This window comes from Vibrio sp. T9 (genome assembly GCF_003123985.1).
Lineage (GTDB): Bacteria > Pseudomonadota > Gammaproteobacteria > Enterobacterales > Vibrionaceae > Vibrio > Vibrio diabolicus.
Genome location: NZ_NIGY01000003.1, coordinates 121155 through 147052, shown reverse-complemented (window position 1 = coordinate 147052; position 25898 = coordinate 121155). Strand labels below are relative to the sequence as shown.

Annotated in this window: 28 protein-coding genes; 9 read left to right on the top strand and 19 right to left on the bottom strand. The window is 45.9% G+C overall.

The genetic code is table 11. The features are described 5' to 3' along the window. Positions 1-25 precede the first annotated feature (25 nt). Positions 26-316, bottom strand: coding sequence for a co-chaperone GroES (locus CBX98_RS07455; RefSeq protein WP_109168878.1), 291 nt, complete (start codon positions 314-316; stop codon positions 26-28). A gap of 269 nt (positions 317-585) precedes the next feature. Here CBX98_RS07455 and CBX98_RS07450 point away from each other — a divergent pair, with 269 nt between their 5' ends. Next, the gene (locus CBX98_RS07450; RefSeq protein ID WP_109168877.1) at positions 586-936 is read left to right on the top strand and encodes a rhodanese-like domain-containing protein; all 351 of its coding nucleotides are present in this window, start codon (positions 586-588) and stop codon (positions 934-936) included. A gap of 96 nt (positions 937-1032) precedes the next feature. On the opposite strand, the gene CBX98_RS07445 is transcribed toward CBX98_RS07450, so the two are convergent. From CBX98_RS07445 to CBX98_RS07430, 4 genes are all read right to left on the bottom strand, one after another. Further along, positions 1033-1431 carry a GFA family protein gene (locus CBX98_RS07445; protein ID WP_109168876.1) on the bottom strand — a complete coding sequence of 133 codons (399 nt, stop codon included), beginning with the start codon at positions 1429-1431 and terminating at the stop codon, positions 1033-1035. A 280-nt stretch (positions 1432-1711) separates the two neighbouring features. Beyond that, positions 1712-1975 (bottom strand): DUF3012 domain-containing protein, encoded by a 264-nt coding sequence (locus tag CBX98_RS07440; protein WP_005395285.1) that lies wholly within the window; start codon positions 1973-1975, stop codon positions 1712-1714. 192 nt (positions 1976-2167) lie between these two features. After that, positions 2168-3187 (bottom strand): type 2 isopentenyl-diphosphate Delta-isomerase, encoded by a 1020-nt coding sequence (fni, locus tag CBX98_RS07435; protein WP_109168875.1) that lies wholly within the window; start codon positions 3185-3187, stop codon positions 2168-2170. 239 nt (positions 3188-3426) lie between these two features. After that, positions 3427-5226, bottom strand: a complete 1800-nt coding sequence (locus tag CBX98_RS07430) for a sodium:proton antiporter (RefSeq protein WP_005395287.1) — start codon at positions 5224-5226, stop codon at positions 3427-3429. Positions 5227-5649: 423 nt separating this feature from the next. On the opposite strand from CBX98_RS07430, the gene CBX98_RS07425 reads away from it, so the two are divergent. Continuing rightward, positions 5650-8304 carry a DUF2339 domain-containing protein gene (locus CBX98_RS07425; protein ID WP_109168874.1) on the top strand — a complete coding sequence of 885 codons (2655 nt, stop codon included), beginning with the start codon at positions 5650-5652 and terminating at the stop codon, positions 8302-8304. A gap of 88 nt (positions 8305-8392) precedes the next feature. Here the strand turns inward: CBX98_RS07425 and CBX98_RS07420 are convergent, their stop codons facing one another. From CBX98_RS07420 to flgB, 12 genes are read right to left on the bottom strand one after another with little or no spacing between them, the layout of a single operon-like run. Further along, positions 8393-9433, bottom strand: a complete 1041-nt coding sequence (locus CBX98_RS07420; protein ID WP_031780461.1) for a hypothetical protein — start codon at positions 9431-9433, stop codon at positions 8393-8395. A 17-nt stretch (positions 9434-9450) separates the two neighbouring features. Then, positions 9451-10350: a flagellar hook-associated protein FlgL gene (flgL, locus tag CBX98_RS07415; protein WP_109168873.1), complete on the bottom strand. Its 900-nt coding sequence runs from the start codon at positions 10348-10350 to the stop codon at positions 9451-9453. A gap of 11 nt (positions 10351-10361) precedes the next feature. Continuing rightward, positions 10362-11735: a flagellar hook-associated protein FlgK gene (gene flgK / locus CBX98_RS07410; RefSeq protein WP_005395291.1), complete on the bottom strand. Its 1374-nt coding sequence runs from the start codon at positions 11733-11735 to the stop codon at positions 10362-10364. Beyond that, a complete protein-coding gene (locus tag CBX98_RS07405) occupies positions 11736-12284 on the bottom strand; it encodes a rod-binding protein (RefSeq protein WP_109168872.1) in 549 nt (182 codons plus the stop codon). A 10-nt stretch (positions 12285-12294) separates the two neighbouring features. Next, positions 12295-13416, bottom strand: a complete 1122-nt coding sequence (locus tag CBX98_RS07400; RefSeq protein ID WP_031780462.1) for a flagellar basal body P-ring protein FlgI — start codon at positions 13414-13416, stop codon at positions 12295-12297. Further along, positions 13416-14087 (bottom strand): flagellar basal body L-ring protein FlgH, encoded by a 672-nt coding sequence (flgH, locus tag CBX98_RS07395; RefSeq protein ID WP_005395295.1) that lies wholly within the window; start codon positions 14085-14087, stop codon positions 13416-13418. Before flgH ends, CBX98_RS07400 begins: the two co-directional genes overlap by 1 nt. Before the next feature lie 32 nt (positions 14088-14119). Next, complete coding sequence (gene flgG, locus CBX98_RS07390; RefSeq protein ID WP_005395297.1) at positions 14120-14905, bottom strand: flagellar basal-body rod protein FlgG; 786 nt, start codon at positions 14903-14905, stop codon at positions 14120-14122. Positions 14906-14932: 27 nt separating this feature from the next. After that, positions 14933-15664: a flagellar basal-body rod protein FlgF gene (flgF, locus tag CBX98_RS07385; protein WP_006741308.1), complete on the bottom strand. Its 732-nt coding sequence runs from the start codon at positions 15662-15664 to the stop codon at positions 14933-14935. A 12-nt stretch (positions 15665-15676) separates the two neighbouring features. Continuing rightward, the gene (gene flgE, locus CBX98_RS07380) at positions 15677-16873 is read right to left on the bottom strand and encodes a flagellar hook protein FlgE (protein ID WP_046873843.1); all 1197 of its coding nucleotides are present in this window, start codon (positions 16871-16873) and stop codon (positions 15677-15679) included. A gap of 27 nt (positions 16874-16900) precedes the next feature. Beyond that, positions 16901-17584, bottom strand: a complete 684-nt coding sequence (gene flgD / locus CBX98_RS07375) for a flagellar hook assembly protein FlgD (RefSeq protein WP_005395303.1) — start codon at positions 17582-17584, stop codon at positions 16901-16903. Beyond that, complete coding sequence (gene flgC, locus CBX98_RS07370) at positions 17584-18018, bottom strand: flagellar basal body rod protein FlgC (RefSeq protein ID WP_005395305.1); 435 nt, start codon at positions 18016-18018, stop codon at positions 17584-17586. Before flgC ends, flgD begins: the two co-directional genes overlap by 1 nt. A 2-nt stretch (positions 18019-18020) precedes the next feature. After that, complete coding sequence (gene flgB / locus CBX98_RS07365; RefSeq protein WP_005395306.1) at positions 18021-18383, bottom strand: flagellar basal body rod protein FlgB; 363 nt, start codon at positions 18381-18383, stop codon at positions 18021-18023. A gap of 77 nt (positions 18384-18460) precedes the next feature. On the opposite strand from flgB, the gene flgA reads away from it, so the two are divergent. The 4 genes from flgA (at position 18461) to CBX98_RS07345 (ending at position 20860) form a co-directional block, all read left to right on the top strand. Continuing rightward, a complete protein-coding gene (flgA, locus tag CBX98_RS07360; RefSeq protein WP_006741306.1) occupies positions 18461-19258 on the top strand; it encodes a flagellar basal body P-ring formation chaperone FlgA in 798 nt (265 codons plus the stop codon). Positions 19259-19393: 135 nt separating this feature from the next. Then, positions 19394-19675 carry a flagellar biosynthesis anti-sigma factor FlgM gene (gene flgM, locus CBX98_RS07355; protein ID WP_006741305.1) on the top strand — a complete coding sequence of 94 codons (282 nt, stop codon included), beginning with the start codon at positions 19394-19396 and terminating at the stop codon, positions 19673-19675. 20 nt (positions 19676-19695) lie between these two features. Then, positions 19696-20133: a flagellar export chaperone FlgN gene (flgN, locus tag CBX98_RS07350; RefSeq protein WP_006741304.1), complete on the top strand. Its 438-nt coding sequence runs from the start codon at positions 19696-19698 to the stop codon at positions 20131-20133. Beyond that, positions 20114-20860 carry a lytic transglycosylase domain-containing protein gene (locus CBX98_RS07345; protein ID WP_109168871.1) on the top strand — a complete coding sequence of 249 codons (747 nt, stop codon included), beginning with the start codon at positions 20114-20116 and terminating at the stop codon, positions 20858-20860. Before flgN ends, CBX98_RS07345 begins: the two co-directional genes overlap by 20 nt. Before the next feature lie 436 nt (positions 20861-21296). Here the strand turns inward: CBX98_RS07345 and CBX98_RS07340 are convergent, their stop codons facing one another. Beyond that, positions 21297-21815, bottom strand: coding sequence for an NUDIX hydrolase (locus CBX98_RS07340; RefSeq protein WP_109169003.1), 519 nt, complete (start codon positions 21813-21815; stop codon positions 21297-21299). A 278-nt stretch (positions 21816-22093) separates the two neighbouring features. On the opposite strand from CBX98_RS07340, the gene CBX98_RS07335 reads away from it, so the two are divergent. Together CBX98_RS07335 and CBX98_RS07330 are read left to right on the top strand one after the other, a co-directional pair. Further along, on the top strand, positions 22094-22360 hold the full coding sequence (locus CBX98_RS07335) for a DUF333 domain-containing protein (protein WP_005395313.1): 267 nt from the start codon (positions 22094-22096) through the stop codon (positions 22358-22360). A gap of 249 nt (positions 22361-22609) precedes the next feature. Then, a complete protein-coding gene (locus CBX98_RS07330; protein ID WP_048624711.1) occupies positions 22610-23266 on the top strand; it encodes a hypothetical protein in 657 nt (218 codons plus the stop codon). On the opposite strand, the gene CBX98_RS07325 is transcribed toward CBX98_RS07330, so the two are convergent. After that, positions 23256-24098, bottom strand: a complete 843-nt coding sequence (locus CBX98_RS07325; RefSeq protein ID WP_109168870.1) for a YdcF family protein — start codon at positions 24096-24098, stop codon at positions 23256-23258. The two genes, CBX98_RS07330 and CBX98_RS07325, sit on opposite strands and share 11 nt — an antisense overlap. Positions 24099-24229: 131 nt before the next feature. Between CBX98_RS07325 and CBX98_RS07320 the strand changes: the two genes are divergently transcribed. Then, positions 24230-25600 (top strand): L-serine ammonia-lyase, encoded by a 1371-nt coding sequence (locus CBX98_RS07320; protein WP_005395319.1) that lies wholly within the window; start codon positions 24230-24232, stop codon positions 25598-25600. The last annotated feature ends 298 nt before the right edge of the window (positions 25601-25898 follow it).

Genomic DNA, 25898 nt, shown 5'->3' with positions numbered 1-25898 from the left:
CCTCAAAAAACTACTACAAAAATAATTACTCAACGATTGCTAACACATCAGATTCGGACAGAATCAAGTATTCTGCGCCGTCAATTTTCTCGGTTTTCATCCCGTAACCGTCATTGAAAATGATTTGGTCGCCCACTTTGACTTCCATCGCAGCGCGTTCGCCATTTTCAAGGCGTTTACCTAAACCAACAGCAATGACTTTCCCGCGGTTTGATTTTTTCACCGACTGAGAAGTTAAAACGATTCCCCCTTCAGATTTATTTTCCACCTCTTGTCTTTCAACAATTAGCTTGTCATTTAAAGGACGAATTTTCATTTTTAAGTGCCTCCTACTTGGAACCAAAAATAAAAGACAGAATAAACATCAAGATGGATTTGCGAGTCGACCGCTCGCTTTCGATGAGAATAATAAGGTCGAAAAATTGGAGTTCAAGAGGTGGATTTCATAAAAATTTTTTATTGAATTGAATAAAATCTTCTATCGAAAATTTTGACATTCACGACCACTTAAAACCTCTTTATGATGGAAAATGTGTTCAATCAAATCTAGAGTGGTTACATACTCTTAAAAAGGATAATCAAACAATGAAAAAGGTCGTATCTCTGTTTCTTGTAACATTGTGCGTTAGTTTGCTTTCTTTCAGCGTTGCGGCTTCTGAGCGTGCTGAGCAAGGGTGGCAACTGATTGAGAAAGGCGCAATGATTGTCGATGTGCGCACGCCGCAAGAGTTCTCTGAGGGGCATGTAGACAATGCGGTCAATTTCCCTCTATCTGAGCTTGATAAACATTTCCAAGACGTCGATAAAGATCAAGCGATCGTATTGTACTGCCGCAGTGGTAACCGCTCTGGTAAAGCGTATCAATATTTGCAATCTCAAGGGTTCACGAATCTGCACAATGCAGGTGGCTTAGAAGAACTGCAAGACGCCAAATAATCATCTCTGTTCTAATTTCAAAAATAAAAGTGCAGAGGGCGTTGCAGACTTATTGCAACGCCCTCTGTTACTAAATAATTCTCTTCCGCTACTACTCTATTTGGGCCCGGCCTCAAACTGAGTCAGGTTATCCGATATCTCAAGCCACGGCGCTTTGGACGCGACAAAAATATGGAAATCTGGCTTGTGGGATGGAGTATCATCCAAGACACCTAGGCGAATATTGACAATCCCATTGTTCTTTTTCGAATACAGGCTCGATCCACAATGGCGACAAAAACATAACATGGTATTTTCGCTTTTCTGATAAGTTTGAATATCCTCTTTTCCTTGGATAATGAGCAACTTATCTAGAGCAATACCGCCCGCCGATGAATAGTCAGAGCCAGTAAATTTTCGACATTCCGAGCAATGGCAATTTCCCATGTACTTGAATTCATCTGCCACTTCCAATTTCACCTTACCACACAGACATGAGCCTTTGAGTACTTCCATTTGAGTCCCTTTTTGTTATGAATCTAATTGAATTAGACGAATACACCGACACCATGCCACTGCAATGCGAAAAATTAAAGGCAGGTAATACAGGTTTTCAAAAATGAAACGAAAATGTAAAACACTCTACTCAGAGGAAAGATAGGTGTGCTCAGCACGTGAGAGCTCAAGCTATTGTCGATACAAAAACACCAAGCAAGACGCTTGGTGTTTTCTTAATATTTTGTCTAACACAGTCATCGCTCTTAATGAGAGACGCCGTGTTGAGAAAGTGTAGTGCTTAGAAAATGCAGTGCTTAGTAAAGCTGGTGGCTTCGTTTGCACTCCAGTCACCTTTTGGCTTATCTTTCAAGTTCTCACACCATTGCTCGCTGCCCACACCATCTTGAAGAACACAGTGCTTCGCAAAGTCTACTGCGTTGTCTGCTGTCCATTCTGTTTTTGGCTTATCGCGCATGTCGTTACACCAGCCTTCAGTGCCCACTTCATCACTACAAGCGGTTAAAGCAGAAGCCGCCAACATCAGCATGACTAGTTTTTTCATAAATTTAAGGTTCCAGTTGCAAACAATATTAAAATAAAACTCAATCGCTTCAACAAATGCCCATTCAACTGTCTGAACTAAGCAGTCACTTGTTGAAGTGACTTTTGTATCAACTATAACGAAATTATCAGTCTACGTGTTAAGACACCGAAAAATTATTGAGCCAAGCTGCGTAAATGACACCATAAACACCTATAGGCAGCGCGCTTGCGTTAATGCGCTGATCTTAGAAGACCCCGTGCCAAAACATGCTAAACGTAACTCTAACGCCATTTGCTCAAAGTGCTCGACCACCGCTTGAGTGCTTATGGTAGCCGCTTTCAAAACTGCGCCCGCTTGCCCAACGAGATTGGCGCCCAAATGTATGGCTTTCGCCGCTTCAAGTCCGTTATGCACACCACCTGAGGCGATCAAAGGTAATGTAGGATACTGTGCTCGTATTTGAGTCAAACATTTTGCCGTTGGGATGCCCCAATCGCGGAAAAGTTCGGCTGCACGCTGCATTTTCGGGTTATCTTGGCAATAGCCTTCAACCGCGCTCCAACTTGTGCCACCCGCGCCCGCTACGTCAATGGCATCCACACCGGCGTCAACCAATCGCTGCGCAACGTGACCACTAATACCAAAACCGACTTCTTTAATAATGATCGGAACATTCACGCGAGATTTAAGCTGCTCGATAGCGTGTAAGACCCCAATCCAATTATGGTCGCCATTTTTCTGAAACGCTTCCTGCATTGGGTTTACGTGTACAAACAACGCATCCGCTTGAATGGATTCAACCGCACGCTGCGCATTATCAAGTTTACCTTTGTCGCGCAATTGAGCGGCTCCAAGGTTAGAATAAAGCGGCACATCTTTGGCTAAATCACGAATGGTTTTGCCTAGACCTGCGTGTTGGCGATCTTCTAAGCTAATACGCTGCGAACCCACGCCCATCGCAATGCCTAATTCACTGGCAGCTTCAGCCAAACGACAATTGATCACTTCAGCGTCTTTCGCTCCACCTGTCATTGAGCTAATCAAAAACGGCAGCGCCAGTCGGTGGCCAAGAAACTCTGTCGATAGGTCGATCGCCTGAAAGTCACATTCTGGCAGCGCGCAGTGTTCAAACTCGACAGACTCAAAGCCCGCCGTTTTATGCTTCATGCTCATGTCATGATGTAAAACAGCGTCTAGATGTAAATCTTTTCGGTTAGTTTGCGGAGCCATAATGTCACCCTAAAGTAAAACAGTCGCGCAGTATTGCGATCCTTATCAGTAACGTCAATGCGAATTTTCTGAATTCACGAGATTACTTTTCCGAAACCAGTAATGAATCACGACTTACTCTGACATTATAGAAAGAGAAACTCGCCTTCTGTTTTAAACAAGCAGGCGAGTGTTTCTCCAAGTTGAAGTAATCAGCGTGCGAGACACCACGATAAAAATGGGCCGCATACTTCTCTAATTTACTTTGCGCTTTCTGACAGAATCAGAGACACAACGGTGCTTGTGGTGGTTGGAGCAAACTGCTCAGGATCATCACAGAATTGAATTTTCCCTTTTTCTTCAACGTGGAACAACGGCACTACCGAGTTCCCTTTGTGATGCGCTAAATAGTCTTGATACGTAAAGTTGTCGCTCAATTTCGTGTGTTTTATCTCTGCACCGCGGCTCAACAAACTGGCCAGTTGGGTATAGCTTACGTTACCGCCCATCAGCAATTTACCGTGGTACTCCTGAGCCACGGAGTGCTTCTCGCTACCATTGCCGTTGGTTTTCACTTTTTGCAAGCAGTGAACTTTATCTTCACCAAACTCGTCGACAAATTGCATGCAAGCCATAATGTTGAAATGCTGGTCAGGCGTTAATGCAACGACTTGTCCCACCCCTATCAGGTTCAAATTGTCATCTGCGTGACTAGAAATCGGATTCCCGTAGTAGTAATCCAGCCCCAACATACGAACTTGACTGATGTACTCCCAGTTAGAATCGGTCATCAATATACGGCGGTCATAGCGTGCCAACGCTTGACCAATTTCTCTGGCTACTCGGTTAGCACCAATCAACAAGAAGCCGCGTGGCGCTGGCTCCGCGACGCCCAACATCAATGCGACAGGACGTGCCGTTGCACTTTGTAAAACAACCGTTCCGATGATCACCATGAAGGTCATAGGTACCAGTAAAATCGCTTCATCAATACCGTATTCGGTCAATTTGATCGCGAAAAGAGACGAAATAGAGGCAGCGACAATACCGCGCGGTGCAACCCAAGACAGAAACAGTTTATCTTTAAGTCTCAAGTTACTGCGGATGGTTGAGAGGAAAATCGACAACGGGCGCGACACCAACTGCATAAATACAAACAGCAATAACGCGCCACTACCCAGCGCAGCAAAATCATCCAAGCTAATGCGTGCAGCAAGGAAAATAAATAGGCCGGTGATCAGCAATATGGTCAAGTGCTCTTTAAAGTGTAGAATTTGTTGAATATTGATGCCCTTTGCGTTGGCAAGCCACATACCCATTACAGTAACCGTGAGTAATCCGGCTTCAGACTCAATATGGTTGGAGACGGAAAATACGCCGAGCACGATCATCAAAACCGCAAATGGCTGCAAGTATTCCGGTAGCCACGCACGGCGCATAATCGTTGCGACTGCTGCGCCGGAGGCCGCACCAAGAATGACGCCCACGGCAATGAGCGTCCCGAACACTTCGACGCTATTTATCGCGCTGTGCGATACGATGAACTCATAAACCATCACAACAAAAAGCGCACCGAGTGGATCAATCAAGATCCCCTCCCAACGCAAAATATTAGCAAGCGTACTGTTAGGCCTTACCGTCCGAAGAAGTGGCACGATCACCGTCGGACCTGTTACCACGGTTAAGCTGCCGAACAACATGGCGAGCTCCCAAGTAAAACCGAGGAAATAGTGCGTCGCAATACTGGTTGCTGCCCACGAAATGATGGCCCCGATGGAAACGATACTCCAGACTGAGCCACTCACACCGCGAATTTCTTTAAAATTTAGGGTCAAGCTGCCTTCGAAAAGAATCACCGCAACCGCCAATGAAACCAACGGAAAGAGCAAATTCCCTAAAATCTCATCTGGATTTAACCACTGCATAAATGGCCCGACAATCAACCCAGCTAGCAGCAAAAATAAAATCGCTGGTAAGCGCAATCGCCATGCCAACCACTGACAACCTAAACCAATGACCCCAACCGCTGATAGAACCAGCGCTTCATTACCCACTTGCATTAATCATTACCTGTTTTGTCTTTTTTCGCGTGAATGCGCTATACCCAAATAACCTCGGGCGTGCGGTTCAATAAGCATGACTTGGCATGCAGACTAAACGGCTTACCTTCGACTCTTCGACAGCATGCCTCTGAAATGCACATTTTTGAGGTCACTTGGGTATCGCATCAGAATTATGAATATAGTTGACCCCCAATGACTTAACGACTCATTTCTGTTCATCAGATCTTAAAGTGACACACAAGTATGTCGCTTTGTCGAATTCATCATTACGCATTGAGTTTCATTATGTAGAATGATTCTTAAAGAAAGCGCGGAACCTAGCACTATATGAAGCTAAGGCAAAGCGCTTGGACTAAGCTTTAGCGTACGTGCTCAAAGTTAAGAATCGTGTGTCACGCGACGTACGCAGGGAGAAATGGATTGTACGTAATACTAGCACTGTTCATGGCGTTGCTCGCCATCCTCATCGGAGTGAAAGCCGCCAACCGAGCAGCACTTTTAGAAAAAGAGCTAACCAAACTTCGTGAAGAGGTAACATCACTGCGAGTCAGTCTAAATAAGGACTCGAACCAACCAACGCGTCAACAATCCAGCGTTGAAGAGGTAACAAAAGAGGCAAACTCCTCATCCTCTAAGGAGCATGACCCGATTACCGACCGAGCATCTTATCCAAACACGACACATCAAGCTCAATACCAGGCAAGCGAAGTTCAACTGGACGTTTTTAGTCAAGAACAAGAGTCTATATTGCCAAGTAGAGTGCAGAGCCTGTTTAGCAACATTCAAGAAAACTGGTTGGTTTGGGTGGGCGCGCTGGCAATGCTAATTGGTGGGGGGTATCTCGTACAGGTTATTGGTAGTCACATTGAATTTTCGCCATTTATGCGTGTGTCCTTTGCGTTTGTACTCTCGTTACTTATGGTGCTTGTTGGAGAATGGTTCCACCGCAAAGAACAACAAAATCCTCAACGAGCAACACGAGCCCAAGGCTTTACTTATGTGCCTGCCGCCGTTACCGGAACCGGGCTAACTGGTATTTACTGCACGGTTATCTTTGCGTTTGTTGTTTATCAAATGCTGACGCCTAGTGTCTCGCTTATCATCTTAGCCGCTGCTGCATTTTGTAGCTTGGCTCTATCTTTACAGCAAGGGCCGTTGATGGCGGTGCTTGGTCTGATTGGTGGATATACCGCACCGTTATGGATTGGTGGAAGCGAGCCTAATTACTTCTTATTAGCTGGGTATATCAGCGCGATCTCGGTCGCGGCAACATTGCTAATGCAAAAAGTGCGTAGTGCATGGATTTCTCCAAGCATCGCGCTTCCACATGTTGTTTGGATGCTGTTGCTCATTGAAAGCATGCCGCTTGAGACGCTTTTTTCTTGGCTGGCTATTTATCTCTCAATTACGCTCTATCTTATTTTCGCCGTTCCAAGACTGGGTTGGACACTCAATCCTCGTTCTCATCACTGCCAGAATAAGTGGACAAATCCGCCGACCGCTACCTCTCTCGCGATTGCGTTATTGACCTTTTCGGCTGTCACTAGAATGCCAGAATTGGACACACTGCACATGGTGTACTGTTATGCGCTGCTCGTTGCGACAGTATGGCTCCCAGCGGTTCGCACAGGTTGGTCATTGCGCGTATTTTTGCCTTCCATATTGGTCTCTGCGACCGCACTTGTTATCCTCACTGTCGCGTTTGACTCTTTGTATATGCCAGAACATGGTGCCAGTATCTTACTCGCATTGGCCACCAGTATTGCACTGATCTGCTGTCGAACTTATTGCCAGTCACTCAGTGACCGATCGCAACTTAGCGGCGTACTTCTGTTGGTACTGGCTCCAGCAATGAGTTTGATTACGTTGTTTTATATCGACGAATTTATGCAAGGCTACCTGTGGCACTGGACTGCATTTTGCGCATTGGTGACCGTTTATTACGTTGTACTTGGTCAACGCTTGCATTCGCTAGCATTGGAATGTTCAGCCGTCATGCACGCTTTAATTGTAGGCGTCGCCTTTGTTTGGTTAAGCGATACCTGGTTGACGACAGCCATCTCGATACAAGTTGCCGTAATGGCGTTACAGACTCAATCAGGGGTATTTCGCCCCGCAAGTTGGGCGATTAAAGTCGCGATGGGGATACTGGTCATCCGCCTCACTCTTTTACCCTTCATCCCTGAATGGCAACCCGTAGAAGCAGGACATTGGGCTTGGGTTATTGTGAGTTACCTACCGTCTCTCATCATCCTGCTCTATGCTCGAGCAACGCTAAAGCAAGTGGACCTCGAACTGACCAACTGGTTTGAAGGCGCATTTTTGCATGTATTCTTAATGGCGCTATTCACCCAAACCAACTACTGGTTAACTGGGCAGTACGGCTATTTAGGACACCTTGATTTCACAAGCGCCATCGTTTTTGCTAACCAAGCGTTGGTTATGGGTTTGGTGTACAGCTACCGTAGCCAATTTGCACAACGCTTAAGCCGCATCTATGAAGCCTACAGCTACCTGCTTTGGTGTGCCTTCGCATTGCTGATAATTTTGCTTAATACGGCAGAGTCGCCATTGGTGACTGACAACGTCTCAGCCCAAGCTCTTCCCGTCATTAATATGCTAAGCGTCGGCTGGTTGCTGCCAGCTTGCATTCTACTTATCGCAACCTTTAGAGGCTGGAATACGTTACAGGTTCATCGATTTGCGGTTGCTAGCCTAGGCTTTGCACTTGCTGCTATTTGGTTAGGTATGTCTATCCGTCAATTCTGGCAAACCACATCCATGATGTTGTACCAACCGACCAGCATGGCAGAACTGTTCAGTTATTCAGTAGCAGGTTTGCTCGTGGGTGGATTGCTTACTTGGCGCGGTGTGACACACAGAGGGTTGATGATGCAGCGCGTGGGTCTAGTGGTTTTAGCTTTTGTCGCACTCAAAGTATTCTTATGGGATGTTAGTTCTCTGGATGGGTTCTGGAGAGCAATCAGCTTCTTAGGTTTAGGAGCATCTTTAATCGCGCTTGGGTGGTTATTCCAGAAATTGAATCGCTCGGTGGCAAAAGCACTCGAACCATAAACGAATTAAAGAGAGATTCCCGACAATGCACCGTTCTCGTTATTGGGGGGCGATAGCGATGCAAAGCCGGGAATCATTGGAGTGTTCGTTATTTTAGCAACGCAACAACCGTATGACGACGCACGTTTGCTTGTGCATTCAACGCTTGAAAAGTCGAGGTAAACTCACCAGACTTCTGCACAAAACCATCCAGTTTTGCATTCACATCATCCACAGAAAGCTGCGCGGTTTTATTTTGAATTGAGCGCATTTGAGTATTCAACTCTCCATGAAATGCTTTCGCTTCCTGCAAGCTCGTTTGCACTTGTCTTAGGTGCTGGTTCACTTTGGCAATCGTCTGTTTCATACCATCGCGTGACGCCAAATCAAACCCAAGTTCTGCAATACCATCTGGCTCTGACTTTAGATTTAGAACGTTCGGCTGGCCCGCAGGAAAACGGTGCCCTTCGCCCGTGACCATCACTTTCTGCTGCATTTGCTGATAAGCGTTGTCTCTGGCTTCAAATAAAATGCTGCCATCGTCAGCTAATGAGGCACGCATCCCTAAAGCAATCAAGCTTCGGTCAAGCATTTTGACAGTTCGAGCACCATCGGCTTGTCCATCGAACTGAATCATTACCGCTTGACCCTGAGGGAAATCCAAACGAATTTGCTCAGCCTTGTCACTTAAGCGATGCACGTTCAAGCCAGGAATGGAAAAGCGACGAATGTCTGCTTTATCTAGCTTTAAATGCAGTTCGTTGTTGAGCACTTTCTGGCCGTCGAAACGAGCATGCTCCACAACGTTCTGAATGGTGGCTTTAGAACGAACCAATGTATCCTGCAAGCCAGGTACATTTTGCACGCCTTGATTCACCGCTTGCGTCAAACCACGTTTAATTTGAGTCAGCTCTTTGCCAATCACCTGCAACGATTTCGATGCGATCTGCACTGCCGTCGCTTGCTGCTGACCCTGGGTCAGTTGAATCCCAGAGACAGAGTAGGCTGACGCAGTGTCAGCCTGAACTTGCGCCGGGCGCGGTTTAATTGCAGCACTTGAGTCTGCAGAACGGGTCGGCATGATAGAGGCTTGTTCTTGCCCACCCAAGCGTATGCTATGGGGTCTAACCTCTACTGTACTCATTACCATAAAAGAACTTCCTAACCTTATAGACGGTCAAACAACGATAGATCATTGATCTTTACATAGCTCGCTTGCGTTGCTTGCAAAGCCGCCATGTAATTGCTCAAGCGTACCGATGCTTCACCGTAATCCAGAGCTGAGAGGTCACCTGATACTTTATCGACGAACAGTTTATTCTCACCATGAGCACCGCCAACCAAATCTAGGTTATTGTGTCGGCCACCAATCTCCGTCATCGTGCCAAGTACGCTTGCCAACGTATCATCAATGGCACTCAGGCTTGCGTCCACTTCAGCTTGGAAATTCGGACTCGGGTTCTCAAATTCTGTAATTAGATTATTAATTTGATCCAGTACGTTTTTGCCGCCACCAAGGTCCAAAATGTCCTTTGCCGTCATGTTGGAATCCATCGTTACGCCTTTCGCAATCGTCACGACACGTTTATCGCTGTTGCCCTCGATGACATAACTACCGCTTGCACTGTTTATAGCAGGGGTGTCAGTTTTGGTGCCTGAAAATAGGTAATGTCCTTCTTCATCCTGAGCATTGAAAGACGACTCAATTGAATCACGATAGCTCTTTAGCTCCGTGATCATACCGGTACGGTCTTGATCAGTCAGTGAGCCATTCGCGCCCCATAATGCAATATCACGCATGCTCATTAGGCTCTCTTTCACTGAGTCTAAATGTGTTTCTTGACTCGAAAGCGTGGTTTTGACGTTTGCGATATTGTTTTGATATTGGGAGATGGCGCTGTTTTCACGATCCAAATTAAGCAGCTTAATCGATGCCATTGGATCGTCAGATAGTTTAGTTAGACGCTCACCTGTCGTCATTTGTTGTAGCACGTGCCCCAGACCTGCATTGTTACCTTGCAGGCTTTGCAGCATCATTTGGCTAAATTGATTGTCACTGATTCGCATCTGGGTTTCCTTTAGAATAACTGCAATACAGAATCGAACAGCTGATTCGCTGTGCTGATCACTTTCATGTTGGCATTGTGTGCATTAGCAAACGTCATTAAGTTAGCCGCTTCTTCATCACTGTTAACGGCACTCACATTGTCACGAGCCGCATGTGCTTGCTTGTTCATGGCTAACTTAGCTTGGTAATCAGCGTCTGCTTGGCGTGCTTTAATCGCGGTTTGACCCACCATAGAACTGAATGCGTCATTCAAGCTCACTGAGCCATAGCCAGTCACAGAAACAGGCTTGTTGCTTAAATTAATCAACGACTGCAATACATCCGCATTACCTGGCGTACCATCACTTGAAAACGCAAGCTCACCTGGAGTCAACTCAGTGATATCCAAACTTGCCGCTGGGTTGGCAGGGTCGTAACTGAACAATGGTTTACCTGGGTTACCATTTAAATCTTGTCCAGTAGCGAGCACAGCGTTGTATTCATCCGCTAATGCTTTCGCCATGTCATTCAAAGCCAATTGGTTTGGTTTTAATACATCGGTTTGATAATCGTTAATCGCACCTAATTTGCCACCAAGAGAGTCACCAATCGCAAAACTTTGGCTTGAGAATGTTACGTGTAAGTCTGCTACGTAAGGGTCACTAGGATCTGGAACGGCTGCGAGTTTGCCATGGTCCGTGCCCATCACAAGTGGCTGACCAGAGGTCAACGTTACCTGAACACTGCCGTCAGGCTGTTCTGTTGTTCTGATTTCGATGGTTTGAGATAACTCGCCGATCAATTTATCTCGTTCATCCATAAGTTGCGATGGGTTGCCGCCTGTTCCTTGCATTTCAACCAGCTGCTTGTTTACCTTCGCGATGTTTTCCATGAGGCTATTCGCGTGGTTGAGTGCCGCATTACGCTGGTCGCTCATATCTTTATGTTGGTTGTGCAAAGACTCGGTCAACGTATTAAAGCGGCGCGCCAACGCTTCAGATTCGTTGATGATTTGTTGACGGTAAGGGATCGACTCAGGCTTAACCGTAGCATCGTTAAGCGCAGCGTTTAGAGAGTCCAAACCAGCAGAAATACTGAAGCCATCGGCCCCTAGCGTATTTTCCAATTGGCTCATGTTGCTGGTGTAACCAGAAGCGTACGCCGCCATACTGTTAGTTGACCACGTTTGCTTAATCAGAAATTGGTCTGTAACGCGGCGAATGCTGGTGACCTCTACCCCTAAACCAGGGCTTAAGCGGTTAGCTTTTCCGTCATCGACTGATGCCATCAATGCTTGTTGACGACTGTAGCCCACAGTATTCACGTTCGCCACGTTTTGTGCCGTTACGTCTAAGGCCACGCGGTTCGCGCCTAAACCTGAAAGGGCAATATTAACTAGGTTCATTTACAGCTCCATTTTCCTGATCAACGGCTGAGAAAACGCGGTAGTCATACCGGCATCACCGAGCACCTGTTTTACAGAGGCGACAGCTTGAGAGGCGGTATTAAATAAGCTTGAGTTCCCCTCAATCTCGTTAGCATCAAGCTGTGAGATAGATTCAGAATTCGCACCTTTACCATCGTTTGCAGATGAGATGTTACGCGCAGCATCAAAGGCGACTTCGCGCATAGAGGGGCTAAGTTGCTGGATGAGCATATTGGCAATGCCGGAGCTCTGCTTTTTCGCCAGTTCCATTGCCAGTTGCCCATCGTACATATCGCGGAAAACACCTTGCTGTTGGCTCGCAAACGGGCTGTCTTTATCCGCTAGAACATCGCTGCTGCTGCGCATTTGACGCAGCACCATTTGTAAAAACATCGCCTCAAATTGACCCGCCACTACTTCAAGCGCGCCTTCTTGATCTCGACTCTGCTTGATGTTGGCAAGTGCGCTGTTGTCGTGATACAGCATCGAATTCAGTTGAGTTTGTTCATTGGTACTGTCTAGTTTCATCCTTAACTCCTTAAATCACGACCAATTCAGCGTTCAATGCACCCGCTTCGCTCAGTGCTTGCAGGATAGACATTAAGTCAGTAGGTGTGGCACCTAAGCTGTTTACCGCAGTCACAATAGTGTTGAGCTCCGTGCCTGGAGGCCAAATCACCATTTGAGCTAAATCTTCGTTCACATCAAGATCCGTTTGGTTAACGACTTTCGTATCGCCATTTGCAAACGCATTTGGCTGACTGACTTGTTGTGATTCAGAAATTCGCACGGTTAAGTTGCCATGGCTCACTGCTGCCTCACTCACTTTGACACTCTTACCGATCACGACCGTTCCCGTGCGAGAGTTAAAGACAATTCGAGCTGGCTTGCGGCCTTCCACGACGCTCATTTCTTCAAGCATCGACATCATCACTACGCGCTGTTGGGTATCTTTTGGTGCACGCATATCAATGCGCGCTTTATTGATCGCAACAGCAACGTTAGGCCCAAAAGTATTGTTAATTTCACGCGCGATATTTTTTGCCGTCGTGAAGCTTGGTTTACGCAGGTTTAAGGTGACTTCATCACGCTGGTTGAAATCAGTTTTGATTTCTCTCTCTAACGTCGCACCATTCGGGACGCGACCTGCCGTTGGCGTATTAACTTCGACTTTGGAGCCACTTCGCCCTTCTGCTGATAAACCGCCCACCACGACGTTTCCTTGTGCAATGGCATACACTTCACCATCAATACCGCGTAACGGCGTCAACAATAGCGTACCGCCACGGAGGCTTTTCGCGTCACCAATTGAAGACACGACCACGTCCAAAGTTTGTCCGGGGCCCGCCATTGGATCAACGGTTGCTGTCACGCTCACAGAAGCCACATTTCGTAGCTTAGGGTTCATACTGTCATCAATTTGAACCCCAAACTGACGGAGCATGTTGGTGATAGATTGAGAAGTAAATTTCACTTGGTTTCGGTCACCCTGGCCAGCTAAGCCAACCACCAAACCATAACCGACCAATTGGTTTTCTCGAATGCCGCGCACATCGACCAAGTCCATGATCGGAATTTCCACTTCAGCATGTGAAGTGGTTGGTAATCCCAAGGTCAACACCAATAGGAAAGACGTAAAGAAAGATTGCATTGTCTTCATTAGAAAGGTACCCATGGGCTGTTGAAGAATTGAGTTAGCCATCCGGCTGCGTTGCTGTCAGCCAGAGCTCCGCGACCTGCGTAGGTAATTCGTGCATCAGCAATTCGTTGAGAAGAAACTTGGTTGCTGCGATTAATATCATCCACACGAACAATGCCAGTGAGACGAATAAACTCATCTCCCTGGTTAAGGCGCAGCCATTTTTCGCCACTGATACGCAATACACCATTAGGTAACACCTCGTGTACCGTTACGGTGATAGCACCTTGTAGCTTGTTACCCTGTGAGCTTGAAGCACTGCCATCAAAGTTGCGGCTGCCATCGACACTAACGCCTAACTCATCGAACGTTTTCGTTCCTATGGTCGGCGCCGCGAAATTAACCGCTGAGCTTTTGCCAAACTTAGTACCCGCTTTTTTGCTCGATGAGGTTTCTTCTGATAGTTGAACCGTTAACACATCGCCAACTCGGTAAGCACGACGATCCTGAAACAGGGTCATCGTGTATTGGTGACGATAAAGGCTACCAGATTGGGTTTCCGGCAACGTGTAATCGAGCGTTGGTGGTGCATATTCCTCGGCATTTGGCTCAGGCGGAATAAATTCCTGACGGCCGGCACATCCCACCAGCAACACGGCGGCTACTGCCCAACTCTTAGAAAGCCATTTCATTGCTTTTTCCTTCATCATCACCAATTTCATACTTACATTGATTGCGAAACAAACTTCAGCATGTCATCTGCAGCAGAGACCACTTTCGCATTCATCTCATACGCACGTTGAGTCGTGATCATGTCGACCATCTCTTCCACTACTTGTACGTTTGAACCTTCCAATGCACCTTGCTTGATGAGGCCTGCGCCATCTTCACCAGCAATCAGTTCATCTGCCGGGCCGCTGGCTTCCGTTTCACGGAACAAGTTACCCCCCACCGCCTCTAAGCCTGCTGGGTTAATGAATTTTGCAAGTGTGATTTGACCAAGCTGCTGTGGCGTAGGATCGTCCGCCGTCGTTGTTGTTACCGTGCCATCAACACCAACAGAGAATGAAGAGGCATTATCTGGGATCTGAATTTGTGGCTCTAACGGCAAGCCTTGGCTGTTAACCATCAAGCCTTCAGAGTTAACATGGAACTGACCATTACGTGTGTACATGATCTGTCCATCCGAGTTTTCGATTTGAAAGAAACCCTGTCCCATAACGGCAAGGTCCAACTCTTGTGTTGTATTTTGAGTGTTACCTTGCGTAAACACTTTTTGCGTGCCAACTACGCGAACACCGCTACCTAGCTGAATACCACTTGGCAACTCGTTAACTTGGTCTACTTGAGCACCAGGTTGACGCTGAATGCTGTAGAAAAGGTCTTCGAATACAACTCGGTCACGCTTAAAGCCAACTGTATTTACGTTCGCTAGGTTGTTAGAAATGGCAGTCATCTTCGTGTCCTGCGCTGCCATGCCTGTTTTACTTACCCATAATGCTGAATGCATTTTTTATTACTCCTTGCGGGGCGAGACTTATCTCGCCGCCATTAATTTATTACCAGCTTGTGCCAACGTCTCGGCCGTTTTCATCATGCGAACTTGCATCTCGAAGTTACGCGTTAACGACATCACGCTAATCAACTCATCAATGGCAGATACGTTACTGCCCTCAATGTGCTCAGGAGAAAGTTGCACGGTTTCATCGGCAGCGAATGGCACGCCATCTACACTGTGCAGTAGGCTGTCACTCTCTTTTTGAAGCTGGTTCATTTCTGGTTTAACCAACTTCAACGTTCCCGCGACGATTTCTGCGCCACCACCTGGCGGAATCACGGATACTTGACCACGCTCGCTGATTTCAATCTTTTGATAATCAGGCACAACCAAAGGCCCATTTTCACCAAGAACAGGGAAACCATTGATGGTCATGGCACCAAAAGTGTCGACTTGGATATTGCCCGCTCGCGTGTACGCTTCGTTACCCGCAGGGGTTTCAACAGCAAGATAACCCTCACCCATGATGGCGACATCCAACGGGCGTCCCGTTTTCATAATGTCGCCAGAATCAAAGCGCGTTGAGGCAGAGTTGGTCACAACCATAGTGCGACCATCAAAACCTGGGCCTTGCATTTCTACACTGCGCACGCGCTCCATATCCGCTCGAAAGCCAGCAGTATCAGCGTTTGATAAGTTGTTTGAACGCACGTGCTGAGCCTTAAGAACTCGACTCGCACCTGACGTTGCAGTAAATAACAAGCTATCCATGCAAAACTCCCATTACACCGCGTTAAACAAAGCTTGAGTTAGCTTGTCGCTGGTAGAGATGGTTTTCGCGTTTGCTTGGTAGTTACGCTGTGCGGTCATAAGCGCCACAAGCTCACTGGTTAGGTCAACGTTAGAACCTTCTAGCGCACCTGGGGTTAAATCACCCAACGTACCTGAACCAGGGACACCCATGATTGGCGCACCAGAGCTAAAGCTTTGAGTCCACGCCGTACCACTCACTTTTGCTAAACCTTGTGTGTTGGCGAAGTCTGCAAGTACAACTTGACCTTGCAGCTGTGATTGGCCGTTAGTGTAGGTCGCGTAAACCATGCCATTACCTTCAACGCGTACACCTGCAAGCTCACCGGATGTGTAACCGTTCGGGCTGTTAGTACTTACGCCGAATTTAGCACCAAACTGCGTGCTGCCTTTCAAGTTAATGTCGACACTCATCGCGTTTGCGCCTGCCGCAGGGAATGAAACATTAAACGGAGCCGTCGGTGAAGAAAGCGAACCGTCTTTGTCAAACGTTACTGGTACCGTTGTCACTGGTGTTGCGCCACCATCCACTTGAACATTCACTTCCCAAGAGTTAGAAGCGGTCTTAGTGAAATACTGGGTTACCGTGTGCGAGTTACCCAGCGAGTCATAGACTTTTGTGGTGTAAGACGAATTGAATGAGTTTGGATCGTCCGGATTAAACGGCGTTACCGTTTTATCAATGGCAGACGCACTTGCATCAAAGTTTGCAACAAAATCAAGACCGTCTGTCGCTTTTGCATTCAGTGATGACGTAGATACTTGGATATTGCCCACAGAGCCTGTCATCAGGTTGTTGTTGCTATCCACACTGTAACCTTGCAGTTTTGCGCCACTGTTAGCGGTAACAAAGTTATCTTTATCTGTCGCGAATACACCTGAACGCGTGTATAGCGTTTGACCCATATTGTCTTTAGTGACAAAGAATCCGCCACCGTTGATCGCCAAGTCCATCGCACGGCCAGTTCCTGAGATACTGCCGTCTTTGTCGAAGTTCTGTGAAATTGACGCGACTTCTACACCACCAGGTTGCATGCCGTTGTATACTGCGGAGAATTCTGTGCGGCCACCTTTAAAACCATACGTTGATGCGTTGGCAATGTTGTGACTGATTGTGTTTAGCTCTGTGTTGGTCGCGTCCAGACCACTTAGTGCGATGTTAAAACTCATAAAAAGACCTCTGATTTCCCTATTTGGTTAAGCACCAAACTGAGTGATTTGATAGAAAGGAACGTTGCCAACGCCATGGACATTGACTAATGCTGCGCCGCCAGTATTTGGAATACGCACTTGCTCAACAGTACCAGCCATGAGCACATTTGGACTTGCTTGCCCTTCTTGCACTTCTACTGCCACTGAGTATTTGCCTGGTTTAAGACCAAGTTCTTCAGGATTAATTGAAAAGTCGACGTCACCTTTGCCGTGAGCACCTAATGGCACTTTAGTAGATTGACCAAACTCATCTTTCACAACTAACGTCACTTGGTTTGAGCTATGAGCGAGTTCGATTTTTCCGTTCTGTACGCCTTCACCAAGCTCAAATTCTTTGGAGTTGACGTAAACAGTTTGTCCGACGAGCCCCGCTGTCGATAGCACTTGCATGTTGTCGAGGAGAATCATGCTCTGTTGCATTGTCTTGGACATATTCTCGGTACTTTGAACTTGAGAGAATTGAGCCAACTGACCAACGTATTCCGTGCCATCAAGTGGGTTAAGTGGATCTTGGTTTTGGATCTGCGCCACCATCAAAGAAATGAATTCGTTCTCTAATGAAGAAGCACTGTTCATATCTTTAGGGTTTGGTGCAATGCCATTGTTCTCTTTTGCTTTAGTGCTCACAGGAGCATCAGACGATAAAGGTGTATATTGTGCGAGACTCATTAACTGCCCTGCCCTAATCTAAGCAGACCTTGCTGCATACTTTTCACATTTGATAACACTTCAACATTGGTTTCGAAGCTACGTGTCGCTGACATCATGTCTGCCATTTCAGCCACGACATCGATATCTGGGTAATACACATAACCTTCACCATTGGCCAACGGGTTGTTTGGCTCAAAGCGTTTCTCGGCTTCTCCCGCATTTTTTACAACGTCAACAATGCGAACTTCAGCATTGGGATAAACCCCGTTTTCCGTTGTCAGCTGCGCTTTTTGGTACACAGTCGCGAATACGGGCTTCAGCGCTTTATAAGCGTCATCTGGATTTGCAGACACCGCGTCCGCGTTAGCTAAGTTACTGGCGACCGTGTTAAGACGCACAGTTTGTGCCGTCATCGCGGATCCAGTGATCGAGTAAATATCAGTGAATGACATAATTAACGTCCCTCAATCGCTTTCGTTAAGCCATTAAATTTCATGTTGAGAAACGTCAGGCTAGTTTGAAAGTCCATGTTGTTTTGCGTGAATTTCGCTTGTTCAACACCCAGTTCTACAGTGTTGCCATCTTTGCTGTTCTGGTAAGGCACCGAGTATTGGGCCTGAACCTGAAACTTAGGCACTGGTTTGTTCACACCGCCTGCAGCCACCTGGTTCATTACGGTGGTGAAACTTAGGTCTTTCGCCAAATACCCAGGGGTGTCAACATTTGCTAGGTTACTGGCAAGGACTTTGGTACGCTGAACGCGAAAATTAAGTGCCTCTGGATGTACACCTAAAGCATTTTCAAATGTGATCGCCATGCATCTTCCTTACAGTTGGCTCGAATACGCCAACATACAAACAAGATGCGTGCCATAAAAAATAGTTATATATATCAATGATTTACAAACAAGGATGGAAGCCAAACTTCCGGCTCACGGAAAGCATTAAAAGCAAGGGGAAAGTGCTTACTTCCTCAACATTAATGCTAACTCTGCTTGCTCTAATACCAGGACAAACTTTCGCCAACACCTCTGGCAGAACCCTAAGCGTTGAGGAGATAAAATCCGTTGTAGCAGAGCATTTCAAACAAGAAGTGGCCCAAAATGCTCACTCTAACCAGTGGGGAGAATACCAACTGGATTTCGACATGTGGGTACCAGGCTCGGCGAATCACCTACCTGAGTGTGAATCGCCTCTGGTCATCACTGGTCGCGACAATCAAGCGTTGCCAGTTGGAAACCTTAAGCGCTCAGTAAGTTGCGATGACATCGCTTCACCCTGGCGAATTAACGTCACGATAAAATCTTCTCTGACACTGCCTGTCTTGGTTGCCACAACCACGGTCGGTCGAAATGAAGTTGTGACTGCCAAGCACGTTAAACTGGAAACGCGCACCATCTCGCGACAAGACGATTTTTATACTCGCCCAGGACAAGCAATAGGCTTAGAAACCTCTCGCCGTTTACGTGCAGGGCAAGTGGTCAACCCATCCAATTTATCGGCTCCACCTTTAATCGAAAAAGGCAATGAAGTCATAGTGATTGCGAGCAAAAATGGATTTAGCGCCAGCACGAAAGGAGTCGCCTTAGAAGATGGTGCGAAAGGGCAACAAATTGAAGTAGAAAACCTAAGTTCAGGCAAGGTCATTAGAGCTGTCGTAACCGGGTTAAACCAGGTTCATACTCAATTTTGATTTTGGACTCAGAGTAACATTTTTTAATTTTGGCTCTCGTCAGTAACGCTGAATTTCGAGTACAAAAAAAATATTTAATGTTTATCACATCCTAACCGCCTACTTAATTTAGAACATGATGATGAGGACCACAGCATGAAAATCGACAAAGTCGCGGGCGGTCATGTCCCACAAACAAAATTACAGCAAGCAAGCAAACAGCCTGTCGACGTCGTCGAACAGAGCAAAGTACACGAGCCTGCATTTCAAGCGAATACCGTAGCGATAGATCGCGCTCAAGCTGAAATGGCATCACTACCTGATGTTGATATGGAAAAAGTAGAACAAGTACGTAACGCATTAGCGCGTGGCGAACTTAGCTTAGATACCAAAGCACTATCAAAGGCGATCATGCAATTCCATACAGGTCACGAGTAATAACACACTAGGAAGAGATCATGGCAAGCGCAGTATCGCAGCGAATTCAACAATTTATTCGCTCAATACCTGAGGATATCAAGCTCTATCAACAACTTATCCCTTTGCTTCAACAGCAAAAAACGTTGTACTTAAAGTTTGATGGTGAGGCACTGAGCAACAATGTTCAGAAACAAATGCCAATACTCAATAAACTTAGCCGCTCAGCCAGTGATAGAAGCCAGTGTATGCGAGAGCTGGGGTTAGCGTGTAATGACGCCAGCGTAAAACGAATTTTCAATGCTTTGCCTGCCCAAATAGGTATGCAAGCTAGAAAACAATGGGCGCTATTGGAAACGTTGGTAAGTCAGTGCCAACAATACAATCAGAGCAATGGCCACAGCTCTGCGGCGTTCCATGAGTTGGTCAGTCAACTCAAACAACCTGTGCAACACACTTATGAAGATAAATCGTTCTAAACGATGTTCGTCTTGCCTACAGATTCAGTCGCCATCTCGGCTGAGTACTGTAGGCCTTTTTATTTTTATCGCCTTACTATCCTGCCTTTCAATCACCTGTCAGGCGAAACCAAGCCCAGCTGATATTCAAACGCAATATCAAGTTTTAGCCCCATACAAGCCACAAATTGCCAAACGTCTCGATTCATCCAGCCTGGTAATTCATCACATTTTCAAACAACTGCAAAGCCACTCTTTACCAAAGAGTCTAGCCTTAGTGCCAATGTTGGAATCCTCTTACAACCCCAAAGCCGTTTCTCATGCCAACGCCGCCGGACTTTGGCAACTGATACCAGCAACAGCTCAACGATTCGGATTGACTGTAGATACAAAACAAGACGATCGTTTTGATACAGAAGCAAGCACAGCTGCAGCACTCAAGTATCTGACGTTTTTATACAACAAATTCGATCAAAACATGGCGCTGACATTAGCGGCCTACAATGCAGGTGAAGGGCGTGTCGCACGCGCTATTCAGCGAGCAGGCAGTAACGACTTCCAGAAGCTCACACTACCTAAAGAGACTCGCCAATACGTTAGTCGATTCTTCGCGCTGGAAAAGTTGATAGATATCGGTCAGTTACAATCCTCATCATTTCAACCTTTACTCTTATTTTCTTCAGATGCTCCGATGGTTTCGCAACCGCTGATCGACTTTAGTCCACTACCTCCGTTGGTCAATTTGTGATAAAAATCACGACAAAATCCAATGTCAGAAAAACGTAAAATTACAAGATCGTGTTCGGCCAATTTGAAAACTCGTGATCTCTATGCAAACGTGTGCAAAAAAGTTGAGGTAAGGTATCTCAAAGATAAGAAAGAGTAGTGGTTTATTAAAAGGTACCCAAATTGCGCTTGCCAATTGGGTAGATATGCGTCACATTGCGTTTGCAAAAAACATGAAAACCAATGGTTGGACCTAATAATTATTTACACACTAAATGTAAAACAGCTATTGTTTTCATAGTTCGAAACAAATTTAAAATATCAAGATGACGCTTCGCTTGCGCGTCTGGAATAAGTCCGGGTTCCGGGGGGGAGTCCGGACTTTTTTTATCGATTTAAAAGCTGACCTATCAACAGAACAATGAATGGGTAAGTCACTATGAGGCGAGCTAAGTTATTTATAGTAATTCTTTAGAAATCAACTGAAGCAAAAACGTTTCGCGCTCGATGCTCATGCCTTTTTTTGGGCTTTCTGCCATGGTCTTTTCATTGTGCGCTATCGCTTCGTGGATGCTCATCCATACTGGACGCATTCCATTTTTAACTTCATAGTCTTCATAAGCCGTTTCGCCTAGCTCACGATCGATTTTACATGTATAGCAATACGACACCATGTGCATTACGTCAGCGTCGTCTTTGTACCAAGGACGAAATTCCTCAAAGATCCCGAAAGGCTTAATACCATGGATATTCTGCGCGCCGGTTTCTTCTTCTAGTTCACGAACTAGTCCAGCAATCACATCTTCACCATCATCAATACCACCGCCTGGCAAAGTGTAGTCATGGTAACGCTCTGTATAGAGCAACAACACATCTTCACCATCTAGTACGATGGCGCGTGCCGCATTGCGCTGGAAAATAATTTTGTCGTCCAAGTGCTCAATGTCCGGATGAACGGTCGATTTTAAGTGTCTCATCGAAAATACCACTGTCATGTTTTGCGCGCATATTACCGAACTTCACGCTTTAAATCATCGTTGTCGGTCCAAATGCGTTCAAGACATTGGTTTGAACGCAACGGTTCTAACCTTCGTAACAATCCGCAACAAATAGAAGTGTGACGTGATAACCAGTAAAAGATGAGAATATCTAAATTCTTATACGTCCCTCTTACTTTTAACATCGATAAGACAATAATCTCTGAAAGTTGCCTATAATCAATACAATACTCGCCCACCCCATGCGGAGATAAAGAATGAAAAAGACAAATTTAATGATGGCTATGGCTGCAACGTTGGTACTGGCTGGTTGTTCAACTTACGAAGGTGCCACTCGCTCGACTGAGTATACCTCCGTCGCAAATCCTGCAGCCGTTTACTGTGTTCAGCAAGGTGGTGAGTTGGATACCGTTTCGGAAAATGGCGAACGTGTGACTTACTGCGTGCTGTCTGACGATAACCGTGTCGAGCAATGGGAATACTATCGCGACAATCATAAAGAAAGTGAGAGTGGCGACTACTAAATTTTTTTGTCGACACGTCAGATTCCCTCTATCACTTAGGAGCCTTTAGGCTCCTTTTTTATTTGATTTATCAAAACTTTCTCACTTCATTTTTACATACCTCTGACTTTACCGCACATCGATACTATATCGAACAGTGTTCTATTCTTGACATTCCTCTGACATAACTTTCCACTTGGACAATAAAATCCCAAACACAGATCACACTAATTCACATTTCTTCCACATTTTCTGGAACAGGTGAGCAAGATGAAAACACAAATAGTAAAAGAAGCCGAGTCAGCCCCAAGCAACGTTGTTACTGAAGAGTCAAAGCGCATCATTTATAAATCGAGTTTAAGTGCATTGATGATTGTCGCTATCAGTATTCTCGTTAACCTCAGTCTTCGCCTTGATTATGTCGTGTTGGGTTCAAGCCTTGGTGAGCTTTCCATAACAGAAACACTCCAGCTTGTGATGCTCGCGATTGCGTCATGGTCATTTTTCAGCCTATCTAAACAACAGCCTCAGCTAAAGCATGCGGCCATTTTGATTGCCGGCTTTTTCGCGGTGCTCATTATTCGTGAAACAGACTATTGGACAGACATGATTCGTCATGGTTCTTGGGTTTTCCCTGCGCTCGCTGTAACCGCACTGGCTTGCGCCAAAGCTTACCAAGGTGGTAAAGGTACCATGAACGAAATGGCGACCATCTTAACGGTGCCCCACATGAAACTGTTAATTGGTGCCGTGATGCTATTGTTGGTCTTCTCTCGCTTGTATGGCATGGGCAGTTTTTGGCAACAAGTGATGGACGAGAACTACATCCGTGATGTTAAAAATATTTCAGAAGAAGGCATGGAACTCCTTTGCTACTGTTTGATCGCATTGAGCGCAGTCCGCACAAAACGCGAACTTAATGAATAGACTCAGGATCCAAGCGGCGGTTCAATGCAGTTAATATCGGATGAACGATCCTTAACGCTTGTTCCGCAGCTCCTACAGATTCATCCAAGGCCGTCATTTCGATGGCCTTTTTCATGTCTTCAATCTGTTGCAAACTATCTTTATCGAGTGGTAAAGCGAGCAATTGCTGAATGGCATGTCTCGCGATCATAAGCGGCTTCTTTCGGACAACCGATAAGTCTCGTAAAAATGCTCCCTGCTTGACCCCTTCTAAATAAACTCGGTAAGTCGTGAGTTCATCCAGTAATAAAAATGCCGCTGCCATAGGCCCTTTATGTGGGTATGGTACGCTGATATGTTTGTTGATATCCAATGGTAAGTTGAGAGTAACGCCCATGGATACGCACTCAGATTTTAGTACTCGTAATAATCCCTGCTCATCCATCAAGGTTTGGATTTCTATGATTCGCTCAAGGTGGTAGTCATTCGACAACAAGGTGACCTCAACCGAACGCGCTGACCATAACTGGAACAAACCACTATCACACAAAACGCGAGAAGCGTAACGCATGTTCTGGAACGTATTCAAAGATCGATTTTCTAAAAGTATTTGATGTTCAGGGAACGGATGCACAGCGGCCGCATTTAGAGATTTAAAATAACTGTACATTGCATCTGCTTCAGAAATGCATTGGCCTTGCGTTAATCCACCACAAAAAATAATCGCCGTTCGCTCTGTGGGCAATGACGCAATCGCATTAGATAAGGCTTCGACTCTTGTTACCCCCTCAACGGTCAATCTGCTATTGACGAGGCGTTTACCTAAAACGATGACCACATTGTCTAACTTCATTTCAAAATCTCGCGCTTAGTTGGCAGTGTTACAAAAATCTTCTTTCACTCCCGGCCTACAGGCTTTAACATCTAGTTAACAACACTGTTCTAGAGACCTTTATAAAGGTTCACTGCTAAAGGAAGTCAATTATGCTGTCGATTTTCGATATATTTAAGATTGGTGTCGGGCCTTCTAGCTCCCACACTAATGGTCCTATGCTTGCCGGATTCCATTTCACTCAACTAGTTAGCGACTCTATGGCGAAAGTGCATCGGGTGCAAGTGGACCTTTATGGCTCATTATCGCTCACTGGGAGAGGGCACCACACAGACCGAGCCACTGTCCTTGGTTTGATGGGAAATAAACCCGATACCATTAAAATGAGTAGCGCTAAAAGTGCGCTACAAAATACGATAGACAACAACACGCTGCTGCTCGCTGGTACGCACCAGATTGAGTTTAGCTACGACCATGACATCGTCTTTCATAGTGACAACCTTCCCCTGCATGAAAACGGAATGACGATTACTGCACTAGACGCTGCGGGAGACCAAGTGGCGTTTGAAATTTATTATTCCATCGGAGGTGGGTTCATCGCCACCGCTGACGAACTAGAAAACGGCACGCAACAAGATGAAGTCGCGGTACCATTTCCTTTCACATCAGCGGATGAGATGCTGGAAAAAGCCGAGACTAACGGTTTTAGTTTGGGAGGTATGATTCTACAAAACGAACTGGCATTCCGCTCAGATGAAGAAATTAGCCAAAGAGCAGAACAAATTTGGAAAGTGATGTCGCTCTGCATGCAACGTGGTTTCGATACGGAAGGGATTTTAGAAGGTGGTCTCAATGTCACTCGTCGTGCACCAAACCTTTTGAAGAAGCTCGAAGCCAACGCTGCAGTTGAGAATGATCCAATGGAGATCATGGATTGGATTAACCTCTTTGCCTTTGCGGTTAGCGAAGAAAATGCAGCTGGAGGACAAGTCGTTACTTCTCCAACTAATGGCGCCGCAGGGGTGATTCCGGCGGTATTGATGTACTACCATCGCTTCATCAAAGAGCTTGATATTAAACAGCTGAAAGATTTTCTCGCAGTCGCTGGCGCTATCGGCATCTTATATAAAACTAACGCGTCAATTTCCGGCGCCGAAGTGGGTTGTCAGGGAGAGGTCGGGGTTTCTTCATCCATGGCAGCCGCTGGTTTAACGGCACTCAGAGGCGGCAGTAACGAGCAGATTTGTATTGCTGCGGAAATTGCGATGGAGCATTCATTAGGAATGACTTGTGACCCGATCGGCGGCTTGGTTCAAGTGCCTTGCATTGAAAGAAATGCCATGGGCGCAATGAAAGCCATTAATGCCTCACGTATGGCATTAAAGCGCACGAGCAAATGCCTTATTTCATTAGATAAAGTTATCGAAACCATGTATCAAACTGGTAAAGATATGAACAAAAAATACCGTGAAACTTCCTTAGGTGGCTTGGCCGTCATTCATATGGCACCGCCATGCGAATAGTCAAATAAGCCCGCTATATCATTGCTGGCGATGCACTTCGTCAGCAATTTCCTTTCTCGTAAGACCTCTTTTTATTTACCAGTAATCCTATAAAACCCCTTCGGTCTCAATCAGTAATAAATACAAAAAAAATAAACAAAAGCAGAATTAAGAACTGCTTTATTCAAATTGATCTAGAACAACACATTAGCATTTAGCCATCTAAGCATTAGAAAATATAGTGCAGCATTTCCACGTTATGCGACAATTATTTCAATACTCAATCTTTCGTTTCATTACTATTTAATAGAAATAACAA